General features: G+C 32.6%; 16 protein-coding genes. All 16 read right to left on the bottom strand.

Features of this window, described 5'->3' with window-relative positions:
• A partial coding sequence (locus E0F76_RS18945) for a transposase (RefSeq protein ID WP_132004782.1) occupies positions 1 to 239 on the bottom strand: 239 nt, incomplete at its 3' end.
• A gap of 224 nt (positions 240 to 463) precedes the next feature.
• Positions 464 to 1,663 (bottom strand): T9SS type A sorting domain-containing protein, encoded by a 1,200-nt coding sequence (locus E0F76_RS18940; RefSeq protein ID WP_132010032.1) that lies wholly within the window; start codon positions 1,661 to 1,663, stop codon positions 464 to 466.
• A gap of 93 nt (positions 1,664 to 1,756) precedes the next feature.
• Entirely contained in the window at positions 1,757 to 3,889 is a 2,133-nt protein-coding gene (locus tag E0F76_RS18935) for a glycoside hydrolase family 97 protein (protein WP_220398951.1), read from the bottom strand.
• 98 nt (positions 3,890 to 3,987) lie between these two features.
• Complete coding sequence (locus E0F76_RS18930; protein WP_132010026.1) at positions 3,988 to 5,364, bottom strand: alpha-amylase family glycosyl hydrolase; 1,377 nt, start codon at positions 5,362 to 5,364, stop codon at positions 3,988 to 3,990.
• A 123-nt stretch (positions 5,365 to 5,487) separates the two neighbouring features.
• Positions 5,488 to 6,561, bottom strand: a complete 1,074-nt coding sequence (locus E0F76_RS18925) for a SusE domain-containing protein (protein WP_132010023.1) — start codon at positions 6,559 to 6,561, stop codon at positions 5,488 to 5,490.
• A gap of 14 nt (positions 6,562 to 6,575) precedes the next feature.
• Positions 6,576 to 8,069: a RagB/SusD family nutrient uptake outer membrane protein gene (locus E0F76_RS18920; RefSeq protein WP_132010020.1), complete on the bottom strand. Its 1,494-nt coding sequence runs from the start codon at positions 8,067 to 8,069 to the stop codon at positions 6,576 to 6,578.
• 9 nt (positions 8,070 to 8,078) lie between these two features.
• A complete protein-coding gene (locus tag E0F76_RS18915) occupies positions 8,079 to 11,339 on the bottom strand; it encodes a SusC/RagA family TonB-linked outer membrane protein (RefSeq protein WP_132010017.1) in 3,261 nt (1,086 codons plus the stop codon).
• Between the two features lie 127 nt (positions 11,340 to 11,466).
• A complete protein-coding gene (locus E0F76_RS18910; RefSeq protein ID WP_132010014.1) occupies positions 11,467 to 12,639 on the bottom strand; it encodes a FecR family protein in 1,173 nt (390 codons plus the stop codon).
• A gap of 217 nt (positions 12,640 to 12,856) precedes the next feature.
• Positions 12,857 to 13,420, bottom strand: coding sequence for an RNA polymerase sigma factor (locus E0F76_RS18905; protein ID WP_132010011.1), 564 nt, complete (start codon positions 13,418 to 13,420; stop codon positions 12,857 to 12,859).
• Positions 13,421 to 13,848: 428 nt separating this feature from the next.
• The gene (locus E0F76_RS18900; protein ID WP_132010008.1) at positions 13,849 to 15,186 is read right to left on the bottom strand and encodes a sensor histidine kinase; all 1,338 of its coding nucleotides are present in this window, start codon (positions 15,184 to 15,186) and stop codon (positions 13,849 to 13,851) included.
• Positions 15,187 to 15,196: 10 nt separating this feature from the next.
• Positions 15,197 to 15,871 carry a response regulator transcription factor gene (locus tag E0F76_RS18895; RefSeq protein WP_132010005.1) on the bottom strand — a complete coding sequence of 225 codons (675 nt, stop codon included), beginning with the start codon at positions 15,869 to 15,871 and terminating at the stop codon, positions 15,197 to 15,199.
• Positions 15,872 to 15,873: 2 nt separating this feature from the next.
• Positions 15,874 to 16,641, bottom strand: a complete 768-nt coding sequence (locus tag E0F76_RS18890) for a polysaccharide deacetylase family protein (protein ID WP_132010002.1) — start codon at positions 16,639 to 16,641, stop codon at positions 15,874 to 15,876.
• 382 nt (positions 16,642 to 17,023) lie between these two features.
• Entirely contained in the window at positions 17,024 to 17,194 is a 171-nt protein-coding gene (locus tag E0F76_RS18885; protein WP_281275301.1) for a T9SS type A sorting domain-containing protein, read from the bottom strand.
• A gap of 174 nt (positions 17,195 to 17,368) precedes the next feature.
• Positions 17,369 to 17,608 carry a transposase gene (locus E0F76_RS18880; protein ID WP_132009996.1) on the bottom strand — a complete coding sequence of 80 codons (240 nt, stop codon included), beginning with the start codon at positions 17,606 to 17,608 and terminating at the stop codon, positions 17,369 to 17,371.
• A gap of 750 nt (positions 17,609 to 18,358) precedes the next feature.
• Positions 18,359 to 20,386, bottom strand: a complete 2,028-nt coding sequence (locus E0F76_RS18875) for an ice-binding family protein (RefSeq protein ID WP_132009993.1) — start codon at positions 20,384 to 20,386, stop codon at positions 18,359 to 18,361.
• 27 nt (positions 20,387 to 20,413) lie between these two features.
• The coding region (locus E0F76_RS19425; RefSeq protein WP_165932750.1) for a hypothetical protein at positions 20,414 to 21,404 on the bottom strand (991 nt) is incomplete at its 5' end.

Raw genomic sequence — 21,404 nt, 5'->3', positions numbered from 1 at the left:
GCATCTTTGAGCTTTCTTTCAAGTTCCGAAATGCGTTCCTGTTCTGGCGTTTGCTTTAAATTGCCGTTCCCTGGAAAACTTCCTTGTCCGAACTCTTCATATTCTTTTCTCCATTTATACAACTGTGGAGCAGTAACTCCTAACTCTCTGGCCAGTTCTGAAATATTTGTTCTTTCAAAACTCAACTGGACTGCTTTCTCTTTAAAAGCTCGGTCATAAATTATTCGCGTTTTTTTCATAAATTAAAATTAAGGTTTTTATTCTTAACTTTTTATGCGGGTAAAGTTAGCATGTCCATACAATTCATTTTATCAATAAAGTTTTAGCTTTGAGAAACCACAGCAGAAGTAATTTTTAAAAAAAGTAATTTACTTTATGAGTGGAATTATATAAAACTAAAAGACTATTCAAAAAAAAATCCCTTAAAACCTAGTTTTTAAGGGATTAACAAAAAATATAAAATTTAATTCTTAATCAATTTTATAGTATCTGTTCCAGTTGCAGTAGCAATTTTTGCGAAATAAATTCCGCTTTTTAAACTAGAAGCATCAACAGTTATGGATTTACTATTTGATGAGGAAGTACGAATTTTTTTTCCTAAAACATCTATAATTTGAATACTTTCAATGTTTTCATTAGAAGAGCTAACGTTCCAATTAACATTTGCTGGATTTGGATACACACTTAATTTTGACAAATTAAATCCTTTTATAGATAAACTATTTGTGAAAGAGTAAGTTGCCGTTGAAACATTAAAATTAATATTGTAGTTCCCTGCAGTTGGTATAGTAATACCATTAGCATCAACTACTGCTGTTCCAGATGGAAACGCTGTTCCTCCCCAATTGTAAGGTAGAGTCCATGAATGACCACCACGAAATTTTAATGCTCCAGGAATCAATGAAACATTAGCGAGCGTATAATTATTACCATCAACAGTTGTCATATCAGTATCAGTACTCCATCCACCTGGTGTGGAATCTCCAAAAATACTTATTACTTGAAATGCAAAACTATAAACAAGGGTGTTTTTATTGAAGCTAATATTATAATAACCTGCGTTTGGTATTGTAATAGGAGCTGCATCAACTACTGATGTACCTGATGGAAAGTTAGTCCCTCCCCAATTGTAAGGCAATGTCCAAGAATGATCTCCACGAAATTTTAAACCTCCCGGAACTAATGAAACTCTTTTCAGGGTATAAATAATACCATCTGTAGTCGTCATATCGGTATCAACCCAACCTCCAGGGGCTGCATCTCCAATAATACTTATTGTTTGAAAAGTTACTTTTTGTAATACAAAAGTATAAGCTAAAGTATTTGTGTTGAAAGTTACGTTGTAAATTCCTGATACTGATGTCATAGCTGCACCATCTGCAATTCCAGTTCCAGATGGAAAAGTAGTTCCTCCCCAATTTGTAATTGGATTCCATTCATTATTGGCCCTAAATTTTACAGCACCTGAGCTGAGAGCTAAATTGTTTATAGTCCAATGTAATCCACCATCAGCAGTGGACATTTGATGTGCATCAACTTCTCCAACTGCTCCAGTTGGCCATCCTCCAGCACCATCACCAACGATGGCTAATGAATTAATTTGCGCATTGGCGAATGAAAATGTCATCAAACAAATAACGAATAACAGTAATTTTTTTTTCATGATTTTTATTGTTAAATTAATAGTGGTTAAAATTCTCTTATTTAATCCCTATTGTAAAGAGTATTAGTTTACAATAGGGATTGTATTTAATAATTATAATTTTTTAAGTCCCATCATTTCTACAACGCTACCTTCTTTGATGCTTATAGCTACACCACCACCTTGTGCTAAATATTGTTTTAAAACTGTTTTTGAAGTCACAATAACTTTAGAAATGGTATATTTTTGAGGTTTTTCTTTCCAATTAGCATCTTTTGCATCGGCGTAAATAGTAGCGATGAATTTTTTTCCAGCAGGAAGGTAATCGAAAGTAATGTTGGCAATTCTTGAATTTTCATCTGTAATACCTCCTACAAACCATTCGTTTTTACCTTTTGCTTTACGTGCAATTGTGATATAATCACCAGGTTCAGCTTCTAGAATATAGCTGTGATCCCAATCTAAAGCGACGTCTTTAATAAATTGAAATGCATCTGGAAATCGTTCGTAGTTACCCGGAATATCAGCAGCCATCTGTAATGGACTGTACATTGTTATATAATATGCCAATTGTTTTACTAAAGTCGTATTGACTCTTTGTGTACTTCCTGTACCATAATACGAAAGATCCGTTTGGAAAATTCCAGGTGTAAAATCCATTGGACCTCCCATTAAGCGTGTAAATGGTAGAATTGTAGTGTGATCTGGTGCTAATCCACCCATAGATTCAAATTCACCCCCTCTAGCTGATTCTTGTGCAATCCAGTTTGGAAAAGTTCTGTTCAAACCAGTTGGTCTAACGGCTTCGTGACTATCAACCATAATTTTATAATCGGCAGCACGTTTGGCTACATTAATATAATGATTCACCATCCATTGCCCGTCATGATGTTCACCACGCGGAATAATTTTACCTACATAACCTGTTTTTACGGCATCATAACCGTTCTCATTCATAAATTGAAAAGCACGATCCAAGCGACGTTCGTAATTAGTTGCCGAACCCGAAGTCTCATGGTGCATCATAATTTTCACTCCTTTCGAAGAGGCATATTCATGAACTGCTTTTACATCAAAATCAGGATAAGCTGTTACATAATCAAAAACGTCTTCTTTCCAGTTATTAATCCAATCTTCCCAACCAATATTCCAGCCTTCAATAAGTATGGCATCGAAACCATTTTTAGAAGCAAAATCAATATAATTTTTTGCACGTTCAGTTGTAGCTCCGTGTTTTCCATTTGGAGTTAGTTTCGAAAAATCATCTGTCAATTTTACATTAGTTTCTTTTCCAAAAGCCCATGTACTTTTACCAGCCACAAAATATTCCCACCAAATTCCGATAAATTTCACAGGTTTTATCCACGAAACATCCTTGTAGTTTGTTGGCTCATTAAGATTTAAAATTAATTTGGAAGCCAAAATATCGGTCGCTTTATCACTTACTACAATAGTTCTCCAAGGGGTTTGAGCATCTGTTTGCATATACCCTTTATTACCAACAGCATCTGGAGTCAAATGGCTACGCATTTTATATGTTGAAGCGTCAACTTCAAGTGACATTGCCGGATAATTGATTAAAGCTGCTTCGTGAATATTAATATATAATCCATTATCCGATTTCATCATCGATGGCGTTTGAACTGATAATTCTTTAATAGGCCATTGGGAATTAATTTCAGCAGTCGCTTTTTTTATTAATGCAGGAATTTCAGAAATTTTTGAAGTCGTGTATGCATATTCGTTGGTGTCATAATCTCCTGGAATCCAGAAAATCTTATGATTTCCAGCCAATTGAAATTCAGTACGTTCTTCTTTAATAACAAAATAATTCAAATCATTTTGTTTTGGGAATTCATATCTGAAACCCAATCCGTCATTGAATAAACGGAAACGGATGCGAATGTATCTGTTGTTGTATTTTTTTTGGGATAAAGTGACAACCAATTCATTGTATTGATTACGAATTGTTTTTTCTTCCCCTAATACAGGGTCCCAGGTTTCATCAACAGAAGATTGATCCGTTTTAGTAATGGTAAATCCATCCATAAACGAAGGCATATCTTTAAGTTCTAACCCCAAAGAACTGGATTTAATAACCGGTTTTTTTTTATAGGTTAATTGATACGTTGGAATTCCGTTCTCCTTTAATTCAAATTTTAAAGAAAGGTTTTTATTTGGCGAAATTATTTCTTGTGCCTGAACTCCCAATGAGCTTGCACACACATAAAATAAAAGTATTGCCATCCTGCTCAAACGAATTTGAGGTAGTGTTTTTTTTGATTTAAAAGTCATGTTATTTAATTTTTTGGCAAATTTAATTTGTTGTTAAAGTTGCATTTGGGTTAGTTTTTCAAAACTATATATTGATAAGGAAGTAGTATTATTTCACTTGCAACAGTAACTGTCGTTGCTGTAAAAGCATCTTTCCATGTTCCTTTTAATGAATTGGAGACAAGATATTTCACAGTAGTATTAGTCAAGTTAGAAAGTACAAGTGCACTTGCGGTAGTTGTTTTCATAGTAAATGCACATACGGCATCACTGCTATACCCTGTATAAGTTCCTTTTTTGATTGCATCGCTTGTATTTCTGAATGCAATTATCCTTTTATATTCTGCGAGCATTGTTACATCAGCAGTTGACCAGTCAATAGGAGTACGATTGAAATAATCGATTCTTTTAGCATATCCAATTTCTTGCCCATTATAAATCATCGGAACAGATTTCATGTAAGCTGCTACTACAAAAGCTGCCATAGACCCTTTTTTGCCTCCAAAAAGTTCAATAGGAGTTCCATTAGAAAGATTCACATCATGATTAGTAGTGTATCTTACAATTCTGTTTTCTTCATTATAATTAGTGGCATATTCTGCAGCATTTGCGTCTTGCATGGACGTAGCAGGTTTACTTTCTTTAAAAACTTTTTCTAAAGCTGTAAAAAAATTAAAACCAAAAGTATAATCAAAACCAGCTGCAAATTGATTTACTTTAGAACCTTCGGCAAGCATTAAGAAGTTTTGATTTTTAATTTTACGTAAAGAAGTAATCGCTTCTGACCAAAAATTTTGAGGAACATAATCAGCATAATCACATCTAAAACCGTCTATATTTGCGGTGTAAACCCAATAGGACATAGCATCAATCATAGCTTTCTTCATTTCAGTATTGGTAAAATCTAATTGGGCTACATCATTATAATTAGTTCCTGGTGGAATAATGATATTTCCATTAGCATCTTTTTGATACCAATCTGGATGTGCTGTAATCCAGTTATTATCCCAAGAGGTATGGTTGGCAACCCAGTCTAAAATGACAGCCATGTTTTTCTTATGTGCTTCATCAACCAAAGTACGTAAGTCTTCCAAGGTTCCAAATTCTGTACTTACAGCCTTGTAATCCTTAACAGAATACGGTGAGCCTAAACCACCCGCAGATCTAACGATTCCAACAGGATAAATTGGCATTAAATAAATTACATTTACACCTAATTCTTGTATTTGAGCAAGTCTATCCTGAACACCTTTAAGGGTTCCGGCTTGACTAAAAGCACGTAAATTTACTTGGTAAATAATAGCGTCTTCTTTGCTTGGCATTTTTTCAAACACTGTGCCATATTGAGGATAAGGCGCCGTTGTGTTTGAACTGTCATCAGAAGAACTACAAGAAACAAACGCTAACGTAAGCAATAATGCATAGATGATGTTTATATTATATTTCATAATTTTTAATTTTTAGATTTTTAATAAATTCAAAATTTGATTTAGAACTTTAGGTCATTTAATAGTAACCTGCCTTTCAAAAAGAAAGACAGGCATTACTAAATCAAACTAATCAAAATTTTATTATTTTTTTGTAACAGTATAAGTAGCAGTTTTAGGATATCCGTTAGAAGTATCAATATCATTTATTTTGAGTGTAATATCATACGTACCAGCTTCACCTATATAATGAGCAGCAGGATCATCAAGATTTACAATTCCCGAACCTGCATTTTTAGGTCCGTAATTGATTGTCCAGTTATTGTTTAATCTGAATTTAACATTTCCTGATTTTAGAACAATTGTAATTTTCCACAATTTTAATACATGATCAAAAGTCATAGGAGTACTATTATCCCAGCTTCCTGATGTTGCATCACCTACAACTCCCCAAGAATATGGAACAGCGTTCCATTTAAAAGTATTTAGATTTGCTTTAATTTGATAGGTACCTACACCAGGCATAACTAAATCAGTATCGCTCATGCTTTTAAGATTACCATCTTTGTCGGCACCATAAAATTGATCCCAGTTTCTAGCTGTATTTAATTTAAACCCTAAACCTGATCCAGTAGGAATAGTTACATATCCAAGATAAACACCCGATTCGATAGCCGATAACTCAGCTGCGGTATCTATGCCCCAACCTTGATAGCTTCCAGGCATATAGATTGCTCCAAAAACAACACTTTTTTCATAAGGAGTTATTGTCAATGTAATTGAGTTAGAATAAATTTTACGATCTAATGTAGCTTCAACACGCACAGCTAAAATACCAACAACATTGGGTTTTAAACCTAAATCAATAGCTATTTTATTCAAATCTTTACCTAGGAATGACTTGCTAAGTGCATCTTCACCCACTTCAATTCTTTTTGAGTTTATCCAAGCAGTACCACCACTTGTATTTCCAATTAAATCAAATTGAATAGTATATGTTACTGGTGCCTTTATAGGAAAAACTACTGCTGGCCATGAAATAAGTTCCATGTTTTGATTAGCATTGATTTCAGTAAGAACGAGTGTCTTTGCCGAAGCTTCTATTTCAGTTGAAAAATCAACTGCTTTTAAACTAGTTAATATGGCATCATTTTCGCAGGAAGCACCGAAAATAATAATACTTCCTAACAGGAAAAATTTGTTTATATATTTTTTCATAATAGTTCTATGTGTTAGTAACCTGTATTTTGTTTTAGTCCCTTATTTGCATCCAACGCTGCTGTAGGTATTGGGAACAATTTTCTGTATCCAGCAGAAACTCCTCTAAAATTATTTGCTAATAAGAATTTATCAAAACGAATCATGTCTTGTCGTCTGTGTCCTTCCCAGTTTAACTCAAATCCTCTTTCATTATAGATATCATCTAATGTTGGATTTGCGGCTAATACTCCAAGTCCGGCACGTTGTCTTACAAGATCTATGAACGGTTTTGCTGTTGTAGCATTTCCTAATCTTACATTACATTCTGCTTTCATTAATAATACATCGGCATACCGATAGATTGGAAAATCATTTGATGCACCACCACCATCCATAGGTGTCACAGGGTAAAATTTAGTGTCGCGAACACCAGCTTGTGGTGCAGCTCCGGGATTATCTAGTGAAGCCACTTTTACAGCATAATTTACTCCACCGCCTTGATCTCCAAAACGAAATTGCTTTTTACGAATGTCTTGATCCGCATATTTCAAGAAAAAATCTTCTGGGACAATAGTTCCGTTCCAACCACTAGAGCCAAATAATGCTTTGGCATCTGGGCCATTCAAACTACGTATCGTAAAAATATTACGAGAGACAACATTTGCAGTAACAAAAATGGATAGAATGGTTTCATCGTCTGGAAGTACATCACCAAATAGTTCATAATATTTATTACCCATAGGGCTAGAAGCATTGGCAGCACCAGAATGAAGTGAATATCCTCCTTCGCTTACTTTATTGCAAGCGGCTAAACATTTATCCCATTCAGGAGTTCCTGTGTATACTTGGGCATTCAAATATACTTTTGCCAATAAAGTATAACCTGCCCATTTGTTGAATCTTCCATAATAGTTCCCCCCTTTTGTACCAGAAAGTAATGGTACATTATCCGTCAATTCTTTTACAATAAAGGTATATACTTCCTTACGACTGGATTGCGGAATTTGATCTACAGTAATATTATTGTCTGTATAAAAAGGAACATCTCCAAAATCATCAATTAATAAATAATAGAAAAAGGCTCTTAATACTTTGGCTTCAGCTATTTTTGAAGGTTCAGCATTTGATTTTTCTAATTGGTTAACGGCCAAATTGGCATTGAAAATAGATTTGTACAACCATTTCCAAGTGTTGTTTATAAAAGAATCCGTTGGCAACCATTCGTGTTTGTATAAACGTGCAAAATCCAATTCCCAATCTCCTGTTGTTCTATGAGGAATCACTTGTTCATCTGAACTAAAACAATTTAAGTCATACCATCCTCTATCGGCGCCTGCATATCCTACTCCATCCCAATTACCACCAACTTGTGCGTAAACACTAGCTAATGCTACATCGGCACCTTGAGCGGAGCCATAAAAATCATCTGCGGAGTATTTGTCATACACATTTTCATCAATGTTAGTACATCCGACAAGAAAAAGGAAACAAATGCTCCCTGTTATCAATATATTTTTAATTTTCATTTTCTTTTACTATTTAAATTTTACATTTAATCCAAAGGCAAAACTTCGAGTACGAGGGTAAATACCATTGTCGCCACCAAAACCATTCCCACCACTTAAATTTAATTCGGGATCAATTCCTGAATATGGTGTAATCAACAGTAAGTTATTTCCTGTAAGAGAAAGTCGAACAGATTCAATATATTTAACTTTTTCTAAATGCAAATTATAGCCAACTGTTACATTTTCTAATCGTAAAAAAGAACCATCTTCAAGCCATAAGTCAGAACCGTATTTTGAAGTAAATAAACCTAAAGGAATAGCGCTATCCAACACGTTTGCCTTACCAATGTTTTCTAGGTAACTTAAATTTGATCTAAGACCATTATATATTTTATTTCCTCCTGACCCTCTCCATAACATAGAGATATCTATGTTTTTGTGTTGGAAAGTTGGATTAAAAGCATAAGTATAAGTTGGTAATGCAAAACCTTGTATCAAACGATCTGGGCTAGTTGTACCTTGATCAATAATACCATTGCCGTCAACATCAAGTACCGTTTCAGAATTTTCGTTGTCTTTACCTGTATGATGTAAAATATTAAAAGTACCTACAGGTTGACCTTCAATTAAGTAAGAACTTGGTCCCCAAGGAACATTATTAGTATTTAATGGTACTCCATTGATACTTCCGCTAAGGTTCAATACTTTATTTCTCAAGAAAGATACATTTCCAGCAAGTGTAAGGGTCGTGTTTTCTGTTTTTATTACATCATAGCCAACAGCAATTTCCAATCCTTTGTTCAATAAACTTCCTACATTTGCCTTAATTGTATTATAAGGAAAGGGAGGTTGTGGAACTGTATAATCAAATAAAAGATTATCGGTAGTTGCTGTAAATACATCAATAGTTCCTCTTAGCCTATTATCGAAAAGACCAAAATCAAGACCAATATTAGTTTGTTTTTTTGTTTCCCAACGTAAATCGGCATTGGCATTTTGGATTACATTAAAATTGGTGATTTGTTGACCTCCAAAATAAGTTACTCCAGATCCCCCTACAAGCGAGATGGAGTTTTGTGGATATAATCCTTGTTGATTACCAGTTACTCCATATCCACCACGTAATTTCAATTCGTTAAAAATAGTTTGGTTCGCCATAAAAGACTCTTTGTTTATTTGCCAAGCTACCGAAGCGGATGGAAAATCTCCCCATTTATTATTAACACCAAATACTGAGGAACCATCTCGTCTGAAACTAGCTGTAAATAAATATCGGTTTAAAAAAGAGTAATTCACACGTCCCAAAAAAGAAACTAGTGTTCTGTCATTTTTATAAGAGGAGATATCACCAGGTTGTACTTTTGATAAATCACCCAATTGTAAAGAGTTATAAGTGGCAATATCATTGATAAATCCTTTGGCTTGCGCAAAATTACCTTGGTACGCTTGGTTTTGCCATTCATACAAGGCTAATGCATTAATGCTGTGCTCCCCAAACATTTTTTTGTACGAAAGACTAATATTCATTAATTTTTCATTTTGCTTGTTGTTGTTGATATTGGCATACCCATTTTGATCAATAGCATAAGCATTAGTAGATTCTGCTGGAAGATAGTACCCATTTGTACTATTTGTTTTTCTCCAACTTCCAAACCAACCGGCTGTTAAGCCTTTGTATAAATCTAAATCAGCTTTAAGACTTCCAAATAAATTATCATATTGACCTTCATTAGTCACTGTTTGAGCAGCAGCGTAAGGATTCAGGTATTGAAAAACATTAGGATCTGTAAAATAACTTCCATTTGTGTTGTAAACTGGATCAGTAGGACGCATTACATATGCATTTGTAATCAAATTTGAAGTAAATGCAGCTCTACCAATACTACCAATACTATTAACTGCATTGGTAACTCCGCTATTCAAGTTGAACGTTAATTTCAATTTATCATCCATTGCGGATTGTGTAGCCTGAATTCTTCCAATGTATTTTTTATTGCTGGTATTAATGACAACCCCATCTTGTAAAATAGCACTGATCGAAGCTCTATAGCTAAATTTATCTGTTCCTCCTCCAAATGATAAAGTGTGCGTTTGTGTAGCACCCCCTTTGGTAAGAATACCATACCAATCAGTATCAGAACCATGATTTGCCGAAGCAGGAACGGCAACTAATTGTGCTTGTTGCCACCATTGGTCTGCATTTAACATATCTAATTTTTTCGGGATGTAATCGATAGCTGTTGAAGCCGAATATTCAACAGATGTTTTTCCTGCTTTGTTTTTCTTTGTACTAACAATAATTACACCTGCAGCACCTCTAGAACCATAAACGGCAGTGGCTGAAGCATCTTTTAATATGTCCATGGAAGCAATTTCGCTAGGAGGAATTTGGTTTAATAAATCCATATTTCCTTGAACTCCATCAACTACTACCAATGGATCATTTCCTCCAATTAAAGAAGATATTCCTCGAATTCTAACACTCGGTGCTGAACCCGGTTCACTTCCTGTTTGTGTAATAGTAACTCCTGCCAATTTTCCTGAAATTAATTGCAATGGATTGACTACAGCTCCTTGATTCATGTCTTTTGCAGCTATTGAAGATACGGCACCTGTAACATCTTTTCTTGATGAGGTTCCATATCCTACCACTACAATTTCTTCTAAAGTTGTTGTGTCTGGTAAGAGTTGAATAACACCATTAACTTGGTTTGCTGTTATTTTTTTGTCTTTATAGCCTATATAACTTATAACAATTACTGCATCATTATTTTCAACGGTAATTTCAAAATTTCCATTGGCATCTGAACTGACAGCTTTATTAGTAGCTACTTCAATAACAGAAGCACCAGGTAATGGCATTCCGTTTTCGTCAATAACTTTACCTTTTATTGTTTGCTTAATAATTTTAATATTTTCCACTTTTTCTGATTCCGCCTTTTTCAAGATGACTTGGGTCTCCCAAACTTTAAAATCCGTAGCAGTTCCTTTAAATAACTTATTCAAAACAACATCAATAGATTCGTTTTTTGACTTAATAGAAATAATACGATCCAAGTCGATATCATTCAACTTGTAAATAAATCGAAAATCAGTTTTTTGTTCGATCGTCTCAAGAACCGTTTCTACGGTGGTGTTATTTAATTCCAAGTTTACTTTTGTCTGGGCATAAGAATTGGCTCGAATATTAAACATGGCGACCAAAAGAAGTATGGTGGTTAGTTTCAATTTCAGGTTGTTTTGGAACAATGGAAAATACATTCCATTATTCTTTGGTTTTTTTTTCATAATTTTGTAATGATTGTATTTAATTTGTTAGGTTCAATCGTTTCTTAAATCGGAAATTGTTCGTAGCTTTTTCCGATTTTTTTATTTCTGCTTTCTTAACTTTTCATTTTTCATTGGTTTTTAGTGGTTATTTGATTAGTACTTCATTATTTTTGAGGGTATAATTAATTCCGTGAATTTCATTAAAGTAGCTTAATACTTTTGCTATTGGTTCATCTCCAAAACTGGCATTAAATTTTTCGGTAGACAATTTGTTATTTTGATTGACAATAGTAACATTATAATGACGTTCGAGTTTTTTGCTCATCTCTTTAAAAGACATATCTCTAAAAGTTAATCCGCCTTTAATCCAAGAAGTATAAACATCGGTAACAACCTCTTTTGTAGTAATCTGACTGCTACTTTTAGAAAAACTTCCTTTGAATCCCGGCTTAAGAATGGTGTTTTTATCTGCATTAAATTTTTCGTTTGCGGCATAAAGACCAACAGATCCTTCCACTAGGACTACATCTGTCACATTATCTTCAGGATAACTTGAAACATTAAAATGAGTTCCCAAAACGCGAATATTCAATTTATCTGCATTAACCACAAATGGATGTGTTTTATCTTTTGTTACATCAAAAAAAGCTTCTCCATCAAGGAAAACCTGTCTGTTTTCTCCAGCAATAAATTTAACAGGGTATTTTAAAGTAGTACCTGAATTTAAATGTACCATCGTACCATCGGATAATTGCAATTCAAATCGTTTTCCATATGGAATTTTGATTGTATTGTAAACTAATTTTTTCAAAGGAGTTTCAGTATCATATACAATCTTATTTCCATTTTGATTTCCTACTACATTTCCGTTTGAATCTGCTATTGTGGATTTCTTATTGGCAGTGATTACTTGAATTTCACCATTTTCTAATTGCAAAGTAATTTCATTACTATTGTTTATAATATCGTCCTTCTTTTGACTAAAAAAACCGTGTTGATAGGACAATCCTATGGATAATACAACCAGAATTGAAGCTGCAATTGCCAGATATTTTCGAAAAGGATTTTTTTCTGAAACAATCTCGATTATATCTGCCTCTTTTGCTTTAATTAAAATATTGGAAAATATTTTGTCTGCTGTTGATTCATTCATTTCAGGAATCTCTTTAATCAATAATTTTATATCTTCAACTTCCGGAAAATCCGAAGTAAGTATATTTTCTCTATAATATTCAACTACTTTATCTGTCTCCTCTATGGTACATTGGTTCAAAATAAATTTGTGAAGTAATTTTTGTATTTCTGAATTTTCATTCATTGCGAATTGCTTTTTGGTTTCTGTTCTATATTATACAGTTGAAAAGGATTTGAGTACTACTCAGATGTTATATTTTTTTCTATATTTTTATAAATTAATATTAAAAAGCAGTATTTTAAAATTTAAAATACTTAATTTCATATATTTACAGTATTTAATTTAAAACAAAAAAAAATCACTCTTAAAGAGTGATTGAGGTTGGAAAATAAATTTATAATTATAAAATATTGTCATTTGCTTTAAAAAAAACCCGCATTGATTCTAGTGCTTTGCTCATTTGGTTTTTGACAGTATTTACAGAAATCCCTAATTCTAGACTAATTTCTTCGTATGTCATTCCTTTTTTACGAGACATTTTAAAGATCCGTTTCCTCTTGGGGGGAAGTTGTTTTATGGCTTGCTTTCTCAATTTTTTGCAATCCTCTTCACGGATTGCATAATCCGTTTGATCATACGATTTTTGACTTTCGTAGAAAACTTCTTCTTTTAAAAGTACATCATTTGCAGCTTTATTCAATAAATTGAATGCTTGGTTTCTTGCTATGGTAAATAAATAAGATTTGAAAGATTGTTCCAAGTTTAAATTTTCACGATGTAACCAAACTTTCAAGAAGGCATCTTGAACGTTTTCTTCTGCAAGTTCTTTTGATTTTAGAATACTGATGCTATAACCATAGATGTCTTGGTAATAAAAATCAAAAAGTTTACGAAAAGCCTTTTCGTTGTGGTTTTTGAGTTCACTTACCAATAATTTTTCGCTAAAATCTTTAGTTTCTGGCATTATTTTAATTACTCTCTAATTTTTTGGAAAAATAATAAGACTCAATCATTTTTTTCTATTTAAATGGCTCATTGGTTAGCAAATATATAAAAATATTATTCGCATTTATCGTTATCAATTTAAATTAAAAGTATCCTCTAGGTTCATTTTATAGCGTATCTCTACTGTGCACCAGATTTACAAACTATGTAATTTTGAATAAAATATTTTTTTTTTAAATAATTGATTGTATAATTTAATCCAAAAAAGTTGATTTATAAAATAATGCAAAAAGGAAAATGACGGCTCATAGATTACTTAAAAAATCCTTTTAACCAATAATACCTATTACAATTTGGCAGTGAGTTAACCTTTAGCTTTTTTAAGAACCATTAATTATACGGGATATCAAAAATCAATACGATTACTATTTCACATTAAGTAAAAAGTTAAAGGGTATTAATTATTGATAGTGGAAAAATTAACCTGAAAATTGTTCCTTGATTAATTTCTGATTCTACTTGAATTTCTATTTGATGTAACTTGGCGATACTATCTACAATCGCAAGTCCTATACCATGTCCTTCTTGATCAAACTGAATTCGAGTAAATCGTTCAAAGATTTGCGCAGCTTCTTCCTTGTTCATTCCTAATCCAGTGTCAGAAATTGTAAGCTCGTATTTTTCTGCTATATGACTATCATTTATTATAATAATTCCATTTTGAGTGTTGTATTTTATGGCATTTGTAAACAAATTACTGAACAAGATTTTGATAAGTGTCTGGTTTCCTAAAAAAGAAACTTGATGCTTTATATTCTTTGTAATTTTTAGATTTTTATCTTGTATTCTATCATCAAGATTTTCTAATAATTCTGAGATAATTGCATCAAAATTGATTTCCTCATTGATTTGATATTGCTTATTATCAATTCTTGAAATTAAAAGTAAATTGCTAATTACTTTTTTCATTGAATCGAGGGTATTTAAAGAATCTGAAATTTTATCGACTGCAGTATTATCCAAGGATTGATTTTGAATTAAGTTTTCAAATCGATTTTTTAAAATTGCTATTGGCGTTAATAATTCATGAGAAACATTACCAATAAATTGTTTTTCTTTTAGGAAAAGATCTGTTATTCTATGCATCATTTGATTTAATGCACTATCTAATTCTTGAAATTCTGATGTTTTACTTTCTATAATAGTATGATTAAACTTTTCGGGTTCGTTAATCAAATTAATTTTTGTTTCTACAATTTTATAAAATGGTTTTAATAAATAAGAAATATATAAACCATCAATTACAAATGTAAAAAGAGCTACAAGTAAAAATGTTATAATGATTATATAATGAAGTAAATCTATTAAATCATTCAATTCATTAATGTTCGAACCAATTTCAAGCTGATAATTTGCATTGTTATACTTAAAATTATGTTGCAAAATTCGATATTCAGACTCTTGATTTTCAATGCTCCTAATGTCATTAAAAAAAACATCTTTACTAATTGTTTTTTGATTTGGAGAAACTTCTAACTGAGTAAATTCTTTATGTAAAATAGTAAAATTGCCATAAACTTCCGTTGAATCATTGGCTAACAAAAAATCTTGTATTTCTTTAGAATCTAGCTTATGAACAAACTTTTCTTTTTTTTCTACTAACTCATCATCCGCATTATTATAAATTACTTTTTTTACAATGTAAGGTAAAGTAAACCACAAAATTACTATCAATAATAATTTTGTGCCGATATTAAATAATGAAAGTCTGTGTTTTAATTTCATTGTTTATACTTCAAATATTTATTCTATAACCAACATTTCTAACCGTTTCAAACCATTCTAAAGTAGTATGCTTGTCTAGTTTTTTTCGAAGATTTCTAACATGAACGTCAATAAAATTACTATCAGAGCTTACTTCAAGAATATCTCCCCAAACGTGTTCAGTAAGTTGTAAACGCGTAATTACTCTATTCTTATTTAAAACTAAATATTGAAAAATATCAAATTCTTTTTTAGTTAATTTTACAGGAATTTCTTGATAGCTCACTTTGTAATCATGTAATTGTAATTTGAAACCATAGAGTTCCAGTTCGTTTTGAGCAAAACCACCCAATCTTCTAACTATGGCAAATAGCCTAGCTTGCAATTCTGTAAGTGCAAATGGCTTGGTCAAATAATCATCTGCACCAAGTTGTAGTCCATTAATTTTATCATCAAGTTCACCTCGTGCGGTAACTACTATTACAGCCATTTTAGATTGGTTTTTTCGAACCGATTTTAAAACATCAAAACCGCTGCCATCTGGTAAACCCAAATCCAAAAGCATTATGTCATAATTATTACTATTGGCTTCGTCTAGTGCTTCTTCGCAAGTAGTGGCAATTTTACATATATAGCCAGAATTTGAAAGAAACTCTTTTAATTCAATAGCTAATTCTTTGCTGTCTTCAACTATAAGTAGATTCATAATTAATTATTTGATTCTAAACTATCTAAATCCGACAATTTATAAAATTTTAAATTATTTAACTTCATGTATTTACAAAGAAACTCCAATGTTTCTATTTTTGTTTGGTAGTTTCCTGTAACATTTTTGACAGGTTTATGGCTACATAAAATCAATATTTTATTGTTTTTCTGGGCATTGTCTAATAATTCCAATAAATAGGGAATGCTAAAATGAATATGACTGTTATCGATATCAAAAGCATACATAAATTTAGAATTTCTAAAATAACAGCCCTCTTTTTCCGGTTTTTTATCTTCAAAATCTCTTCCTCTGATCACTTTAAATTTGGGTGCCAATGCTTTGTCTAACGCATCAGACCGTTCTCCATAAGGATAGGCAAATGAGGAAACGTTAAAACCTTTTTTCTTCATGGAAGCCATCATTGGATCAATTTCTTGTTTGATATACGCGTCTATTCCATATTTTGCAACAAATTTCACTGCATTGTAATGATGGTATCCGTGACCTGCAATTTCGTGACCTTCGTCTTGCAATAGGTGGAGTTTTTGCAATTGTGGCGCTCCAATCGAATCAATTCTACAAACACAAAAAGTGGCTTTCCAATCGTATTTTTTCAAAACTTTATCAGCCTCAATCCATTCATCTACATAGGCATCATCAAACGAAATAACAACACCAGCTTTGTAGGGTTTAGTTTTTTTGTCTTGACATGAGAACAAAGTTAAAACGGATAAAATTAGGAGCGTTTTAAATAAAGTTGGTTTCATTACTTGTTTCGTTTTAAACCTTTTAATTCTAGTCAAATGTAATTGTATTTATCGAAACATTCATGTAGTCTAGAGTATTTCTGCAATCAGTAAATAGAAAGTCGGTAACTAAAATTAGCCCTTAAAAAGAACTCCTTAAGGAACGAAATGTTTATTATGAAACATCAATGATAATTTTTATTATCTTAAAAGCATTAGAGGAATCCACTATGAAATTTACGGTTTTCAAACTTCTTATTCAAAGAAAAGCAAGTTTTTCAAAACATCATTTGGTAAAACCGGATTGAATTAAATTGACTCCTATAAAAGCAGTGAACCACAACCCGTTTTGGCTAACATAAATAGTCATAAGAAAACTTGTTGCATCTTAAAATTAAAATTGTTAGTTTTTAACAATAATTTTAGTGCCCATTTCAGTTTTGTCGCGTGTAGTTATTTTCATGATGTAAATACCATCACTTAGATTCGATGTTGAAAATACATAAGTGGAATCAGTTCCTAACCGACTTTGAGTTAAAATAATTCTTCCCATAACATCATAAGTAGTAACAATGGTAGAATGTCGTATTTTAAAATCAGGGTAAAAATATGTAATGAGCTGATTTAATGCTGTTTTACTTAATGTTGATTCTTTTGACTTTACGACTTTTAAACTTTCGACTTACTTATAATCCAAAAGAAGTAATTACTTTTTTGCAATAGATTACTAATTATTGCGAATTAAGGGTTAAAATATTAAGTGTATAAAAGCGGAAGCGATTTTACCGAAGATAGGAATAAACAGCCCTTTGGTAGACCTTACTTTAATTGCTTTTTGAATGTCCGTTTTTTGAATTAGCCAATTAAATAAGGATTCTATGGGTTGCCTAAATCTTGATACTGCAGTTGAAAACAAGTCATTTACAGTTTTATCTCTATTTTTGTTTTGCTGACATTGCCTTTTGATTCCTTTGATTGGCGTCATCATAATTGATTTTTTTTCTTGCTTTAATTCAGTAAAAAAATCTAGATTATTGTATGTTTTATCTCCATAAAAATTCTGTTAGTTTTCTCTGAGCAAGCTTCTTTAAAAACGGTTAAATCATTTACTGTGGCAGGAGTTATTTGAATTTCTTCAGGAAAGGGGATTTTATCTAAACGCCTAAAAGCCAATGCGTGTAATTTCACACCATAATAATACAAGCTTTAGGAAAACTCTCAGGGAGTAGAAAATCTTCAAATAACGAAGTTGTAAAACTTCTAAAAGCTTGCGACAATTGATTAAGACGATTAGAAAAACCAGCATATGAAACGAGTTTTGCAAACCAATCAAGCAAATGGTCACATGCCTATTTGTGAATTTGTTTGACGCCAAAACGTTGCTCTTCTTGAACTACAAATAGATAAATAGCCATAATCTCTTGGTCTGTTTTATCTTGTTTAAGTTTATTACTAAAACGTTCGCAAGGATATTTTAAATCTTTTTCAAATCTGTCGCAGATTATGGAGTAGATTATGGAGTAGATTTTTATTACTTTTAGAGCTTTAGGCTGATTAATCTTATATTTTAATCTGCGTTGAATACATAATAAACATACTGATTATCAGCTTATTAAATTAATTATTTAAAAGATATATCTTTCTTTTTTTAATTTTTTTTCAACCCTTGATTCGCATTAATAATGAAATAGTTAATTTATTTAAACAAATAAAATATTCATTATATAAACCAAAATAATTATCTAACATTAATAACTGTTAATATTCTATTTTTAAGTGTTATTTTTCCTGAATCGCAATTCCATCTAATATCAATATTTTGACCTGAAGCAACGGTGGCAATCGTTTGCAATGAAATATCAATTGTATTATTAGTACTCGATCTCACTCTTGTTGAATTTGCAATTAATCCCCCATTTTGATACACACTAAATGAAGCAAGAGCACTTCCAATCAGAGAAGTGTAAAAATTGCCCGTAACATTCGATCCATTAAAAGAGGCTATTGTTATGCTTCCTGTTTTTGTTCCAATATCTCCAGAAACACTAGAGGTACCAGTATTCCCTATGACGCCTCCAGCACTAAATATGGCAAAAGAGGCTATTAAATTCCAATTAATTGCAGTTGAACTACCAGAATTTGTCACATTACTAGTTGATATACTAATAGCACCCGATTTAATAGCTAGCAATTTACCCTCTAATGAACATCCTGCAGCTAAATCAACTGCTCCGCTATTTGAAATAAGACTTCCTTTAACATTTGAGTTTGCGCCTATTGCAACAGCACCCTCTGCAATCCAAAAAACATTTGAAGCAGTAGCGCCATTTATCAAAATAATTTTAACACCTGCTCCCATACTCAACGCAGCTCCAAATTTAAAAATATAAGTTCCAGCACCATCCAAAGTAATTATAACATCTGCTGCAACAGTACCTGCACCAGCTCCATTAGTATAAACTCCTGGTGTAAATGTTCTTGTTGGAATAGCGGCATCAATAGTTACGGCAGAAGTTGTTAAAGCTATTAGGCTATTATATGCCATGAGCATATCTGATCCAGCTTGTGAAGTTCTGTCTGTTGGATCAATGATATATTGAGCATTAAAAGTAACTGCAAAAGTTCCTCCAACTTCAGACGCTACAGCCATTCCAGGTATTACTTGATCTGAAGTAGTTCTAGTTGATATCTCATCGGAACCATTAACGGAATAATACTTATCTGTGTTTGCTAAAACAAAAGCAGTAGTGGCAATTTGATCTGTATTTGTTGACAGGAGGGCTGTTGGCGCCTTAGGTTCGCCTGATAAAATTGGAGATTCTGACAAAACAACATTAAGTTTTCCAGTAGTTGCAATTTCCTCGACAGATCCTGTTCCCTCAGAGGTTCTACCCAATATAGTATTAGGCGTCACATACTGAATTTTAGAATAGGTCACACTAGCCCTAGAGATTTTAGTCTCAGTTATAGCGTTATTAACAATAGTACTGCTTCCTGTATTATCTATGACTATATCACCACTTAAAGTTACTTCCGTTGCCACATTGCTCGAGTTTCCAAGATATACTTTTCCATCTGCCAAGGTATTTATTTTGGTTATTTCGCTATCTACATAATTTTTAGTGGCTGCATCATCCAAATCTGTAGGCTCTGCAAGTCCTGTTAATTTGTTATCCCCAAGTGCTACTGTTGCTCTTGCCGCTCCAAATCCACTTAAGGGGATGTTGGTTTTGTCTAATTTGTCATTGGTAATATTGGCATTTAAAATCTTGTTTGTAATTACGGCATTATCTGCAATATCTGCTGCGATTAGGGTTCCATCAAGAATCATTGAACTAAGTACTTTACTTGCGCCTATAGCACTTACTCCTGCATTATCAATAGTAACATCTCCACTAAAAGTCACAGCTGTTGCTTTTCCTTCAGCATTTCCCAATAATACTTTGTTATTTCCTAAATTAGAAATCAAAAGCCCTGTCCAGGAATCTTTTACCCAAATTACAATTTCTGAGCCGTATGAAAGAGAACAATTTGTACACCATAGCATCAAACCTTCTGGTGGTGCAACAATAGCATCTCTTTGAATTTTAGTCATTCGGGGAAGCAAAAATCCTTTGGTTGTACTTTCTAATTCTAAAACTGCATTTTGAGTTATCGTGTGTGCATTATCTCCGAATTTCTGCATTATTTGCGCCGAAACACCATTGGTGCAAAACCAAAGCAAAGCGAGAGTGAAAAGTTTTTTAGAAAATGAATTAGTATGCATAATTATTTAATATATAATTCGGGAAAGTTAGTCAATAACATACCAAGCACTACCATCAGATTGCACTCGCAAAGTTTTTGGATAATTCAAAGAAGTAACAGTTGAACCATCTACAAGTATTAACTCAGAAAAGTTTAATGCATTATTAGATGAATCTGTTTTACGAATTACATAAATTTTTCCGCTAGCTTCTGAGGCTGTAGGTAAAGTCAATTTAAAAGTGCCTACAGAAGTATCGCATAGAATTGTATTATCAGTAGACAAAGCTGTATAGACGGAAGTATGTTTTGTAATGGAAATACTACTCGTTTTAAATTCAACATAATCAATTACCGCTTTTTCTGTTGGAAATTTTATGTCTGAATTAGAAACTAGTGCTATACTTGTTGATTTATTGGCTTTATCTTCTTTAGTTCCTAATGCTGTATTGGTAGCGTCAGTAGTTGCTAATCCAGTTAAATCTGATGCATTTGCTTTTAGTGCTAATGCTGTATTCGTAGCSTCAGTAGTTGCTAATCCAGTTAAATCTGATGCATTTGCTTTTAGTGCTAATGCTGTATTTGTAGCGTCAGTAGTTGCTAATCCAGTTAAATCTGATGCATTTGCTTTTAGTGCTAATGCAGTATTTGTAGCGTCAGTAGTTGCTAATCCAGTTAAATCTGATGCATTTGCTTTTAGTGCTAATGCAGTATTTGTAGCGTCAGTAGTTGCTAATCCAGTTAAATCTGATGCATTTGCTTTTAGYGCTAATGCAGTATTTGTAGCGTCAGTAGTTGCTAATCCAGTTAAATCTGATGCATTTGCTTTTAGTGCTAATGCWGTATTTGTAGCGTCAGTAGTTGCTAATCCAGTTAAATCTGATGTATTTGCTTTTAGTGCTAAYGCTGTATTTGTAGCGTCAGTAGTTGCTAATCCAGTTAAATCTGATGCATTTGCTTTTAGTGCTAAAGCTGTATTTGTAGCGTCAGTAGTTGCTAATCCAGTTAAATCTGATGTATTTGCTTTTAGTGCTAAAGCT

Source organism: Flavobacterium cellulosilyticum, from assembly GCF_004349355.1.
Taxonomy (GTDB): Bacteria; Bacteroidota; Bacteroidia; order Flavobacteriales; family Flavobacteriaceae; genus Flavobacterium; species Flavobacterium cellulosilyticum.
The sequence above is the reverse complement of the archived record's forward strand: the minus strand, read 5'-3'. Positions and strand labels throughout refer to the sequence as shown.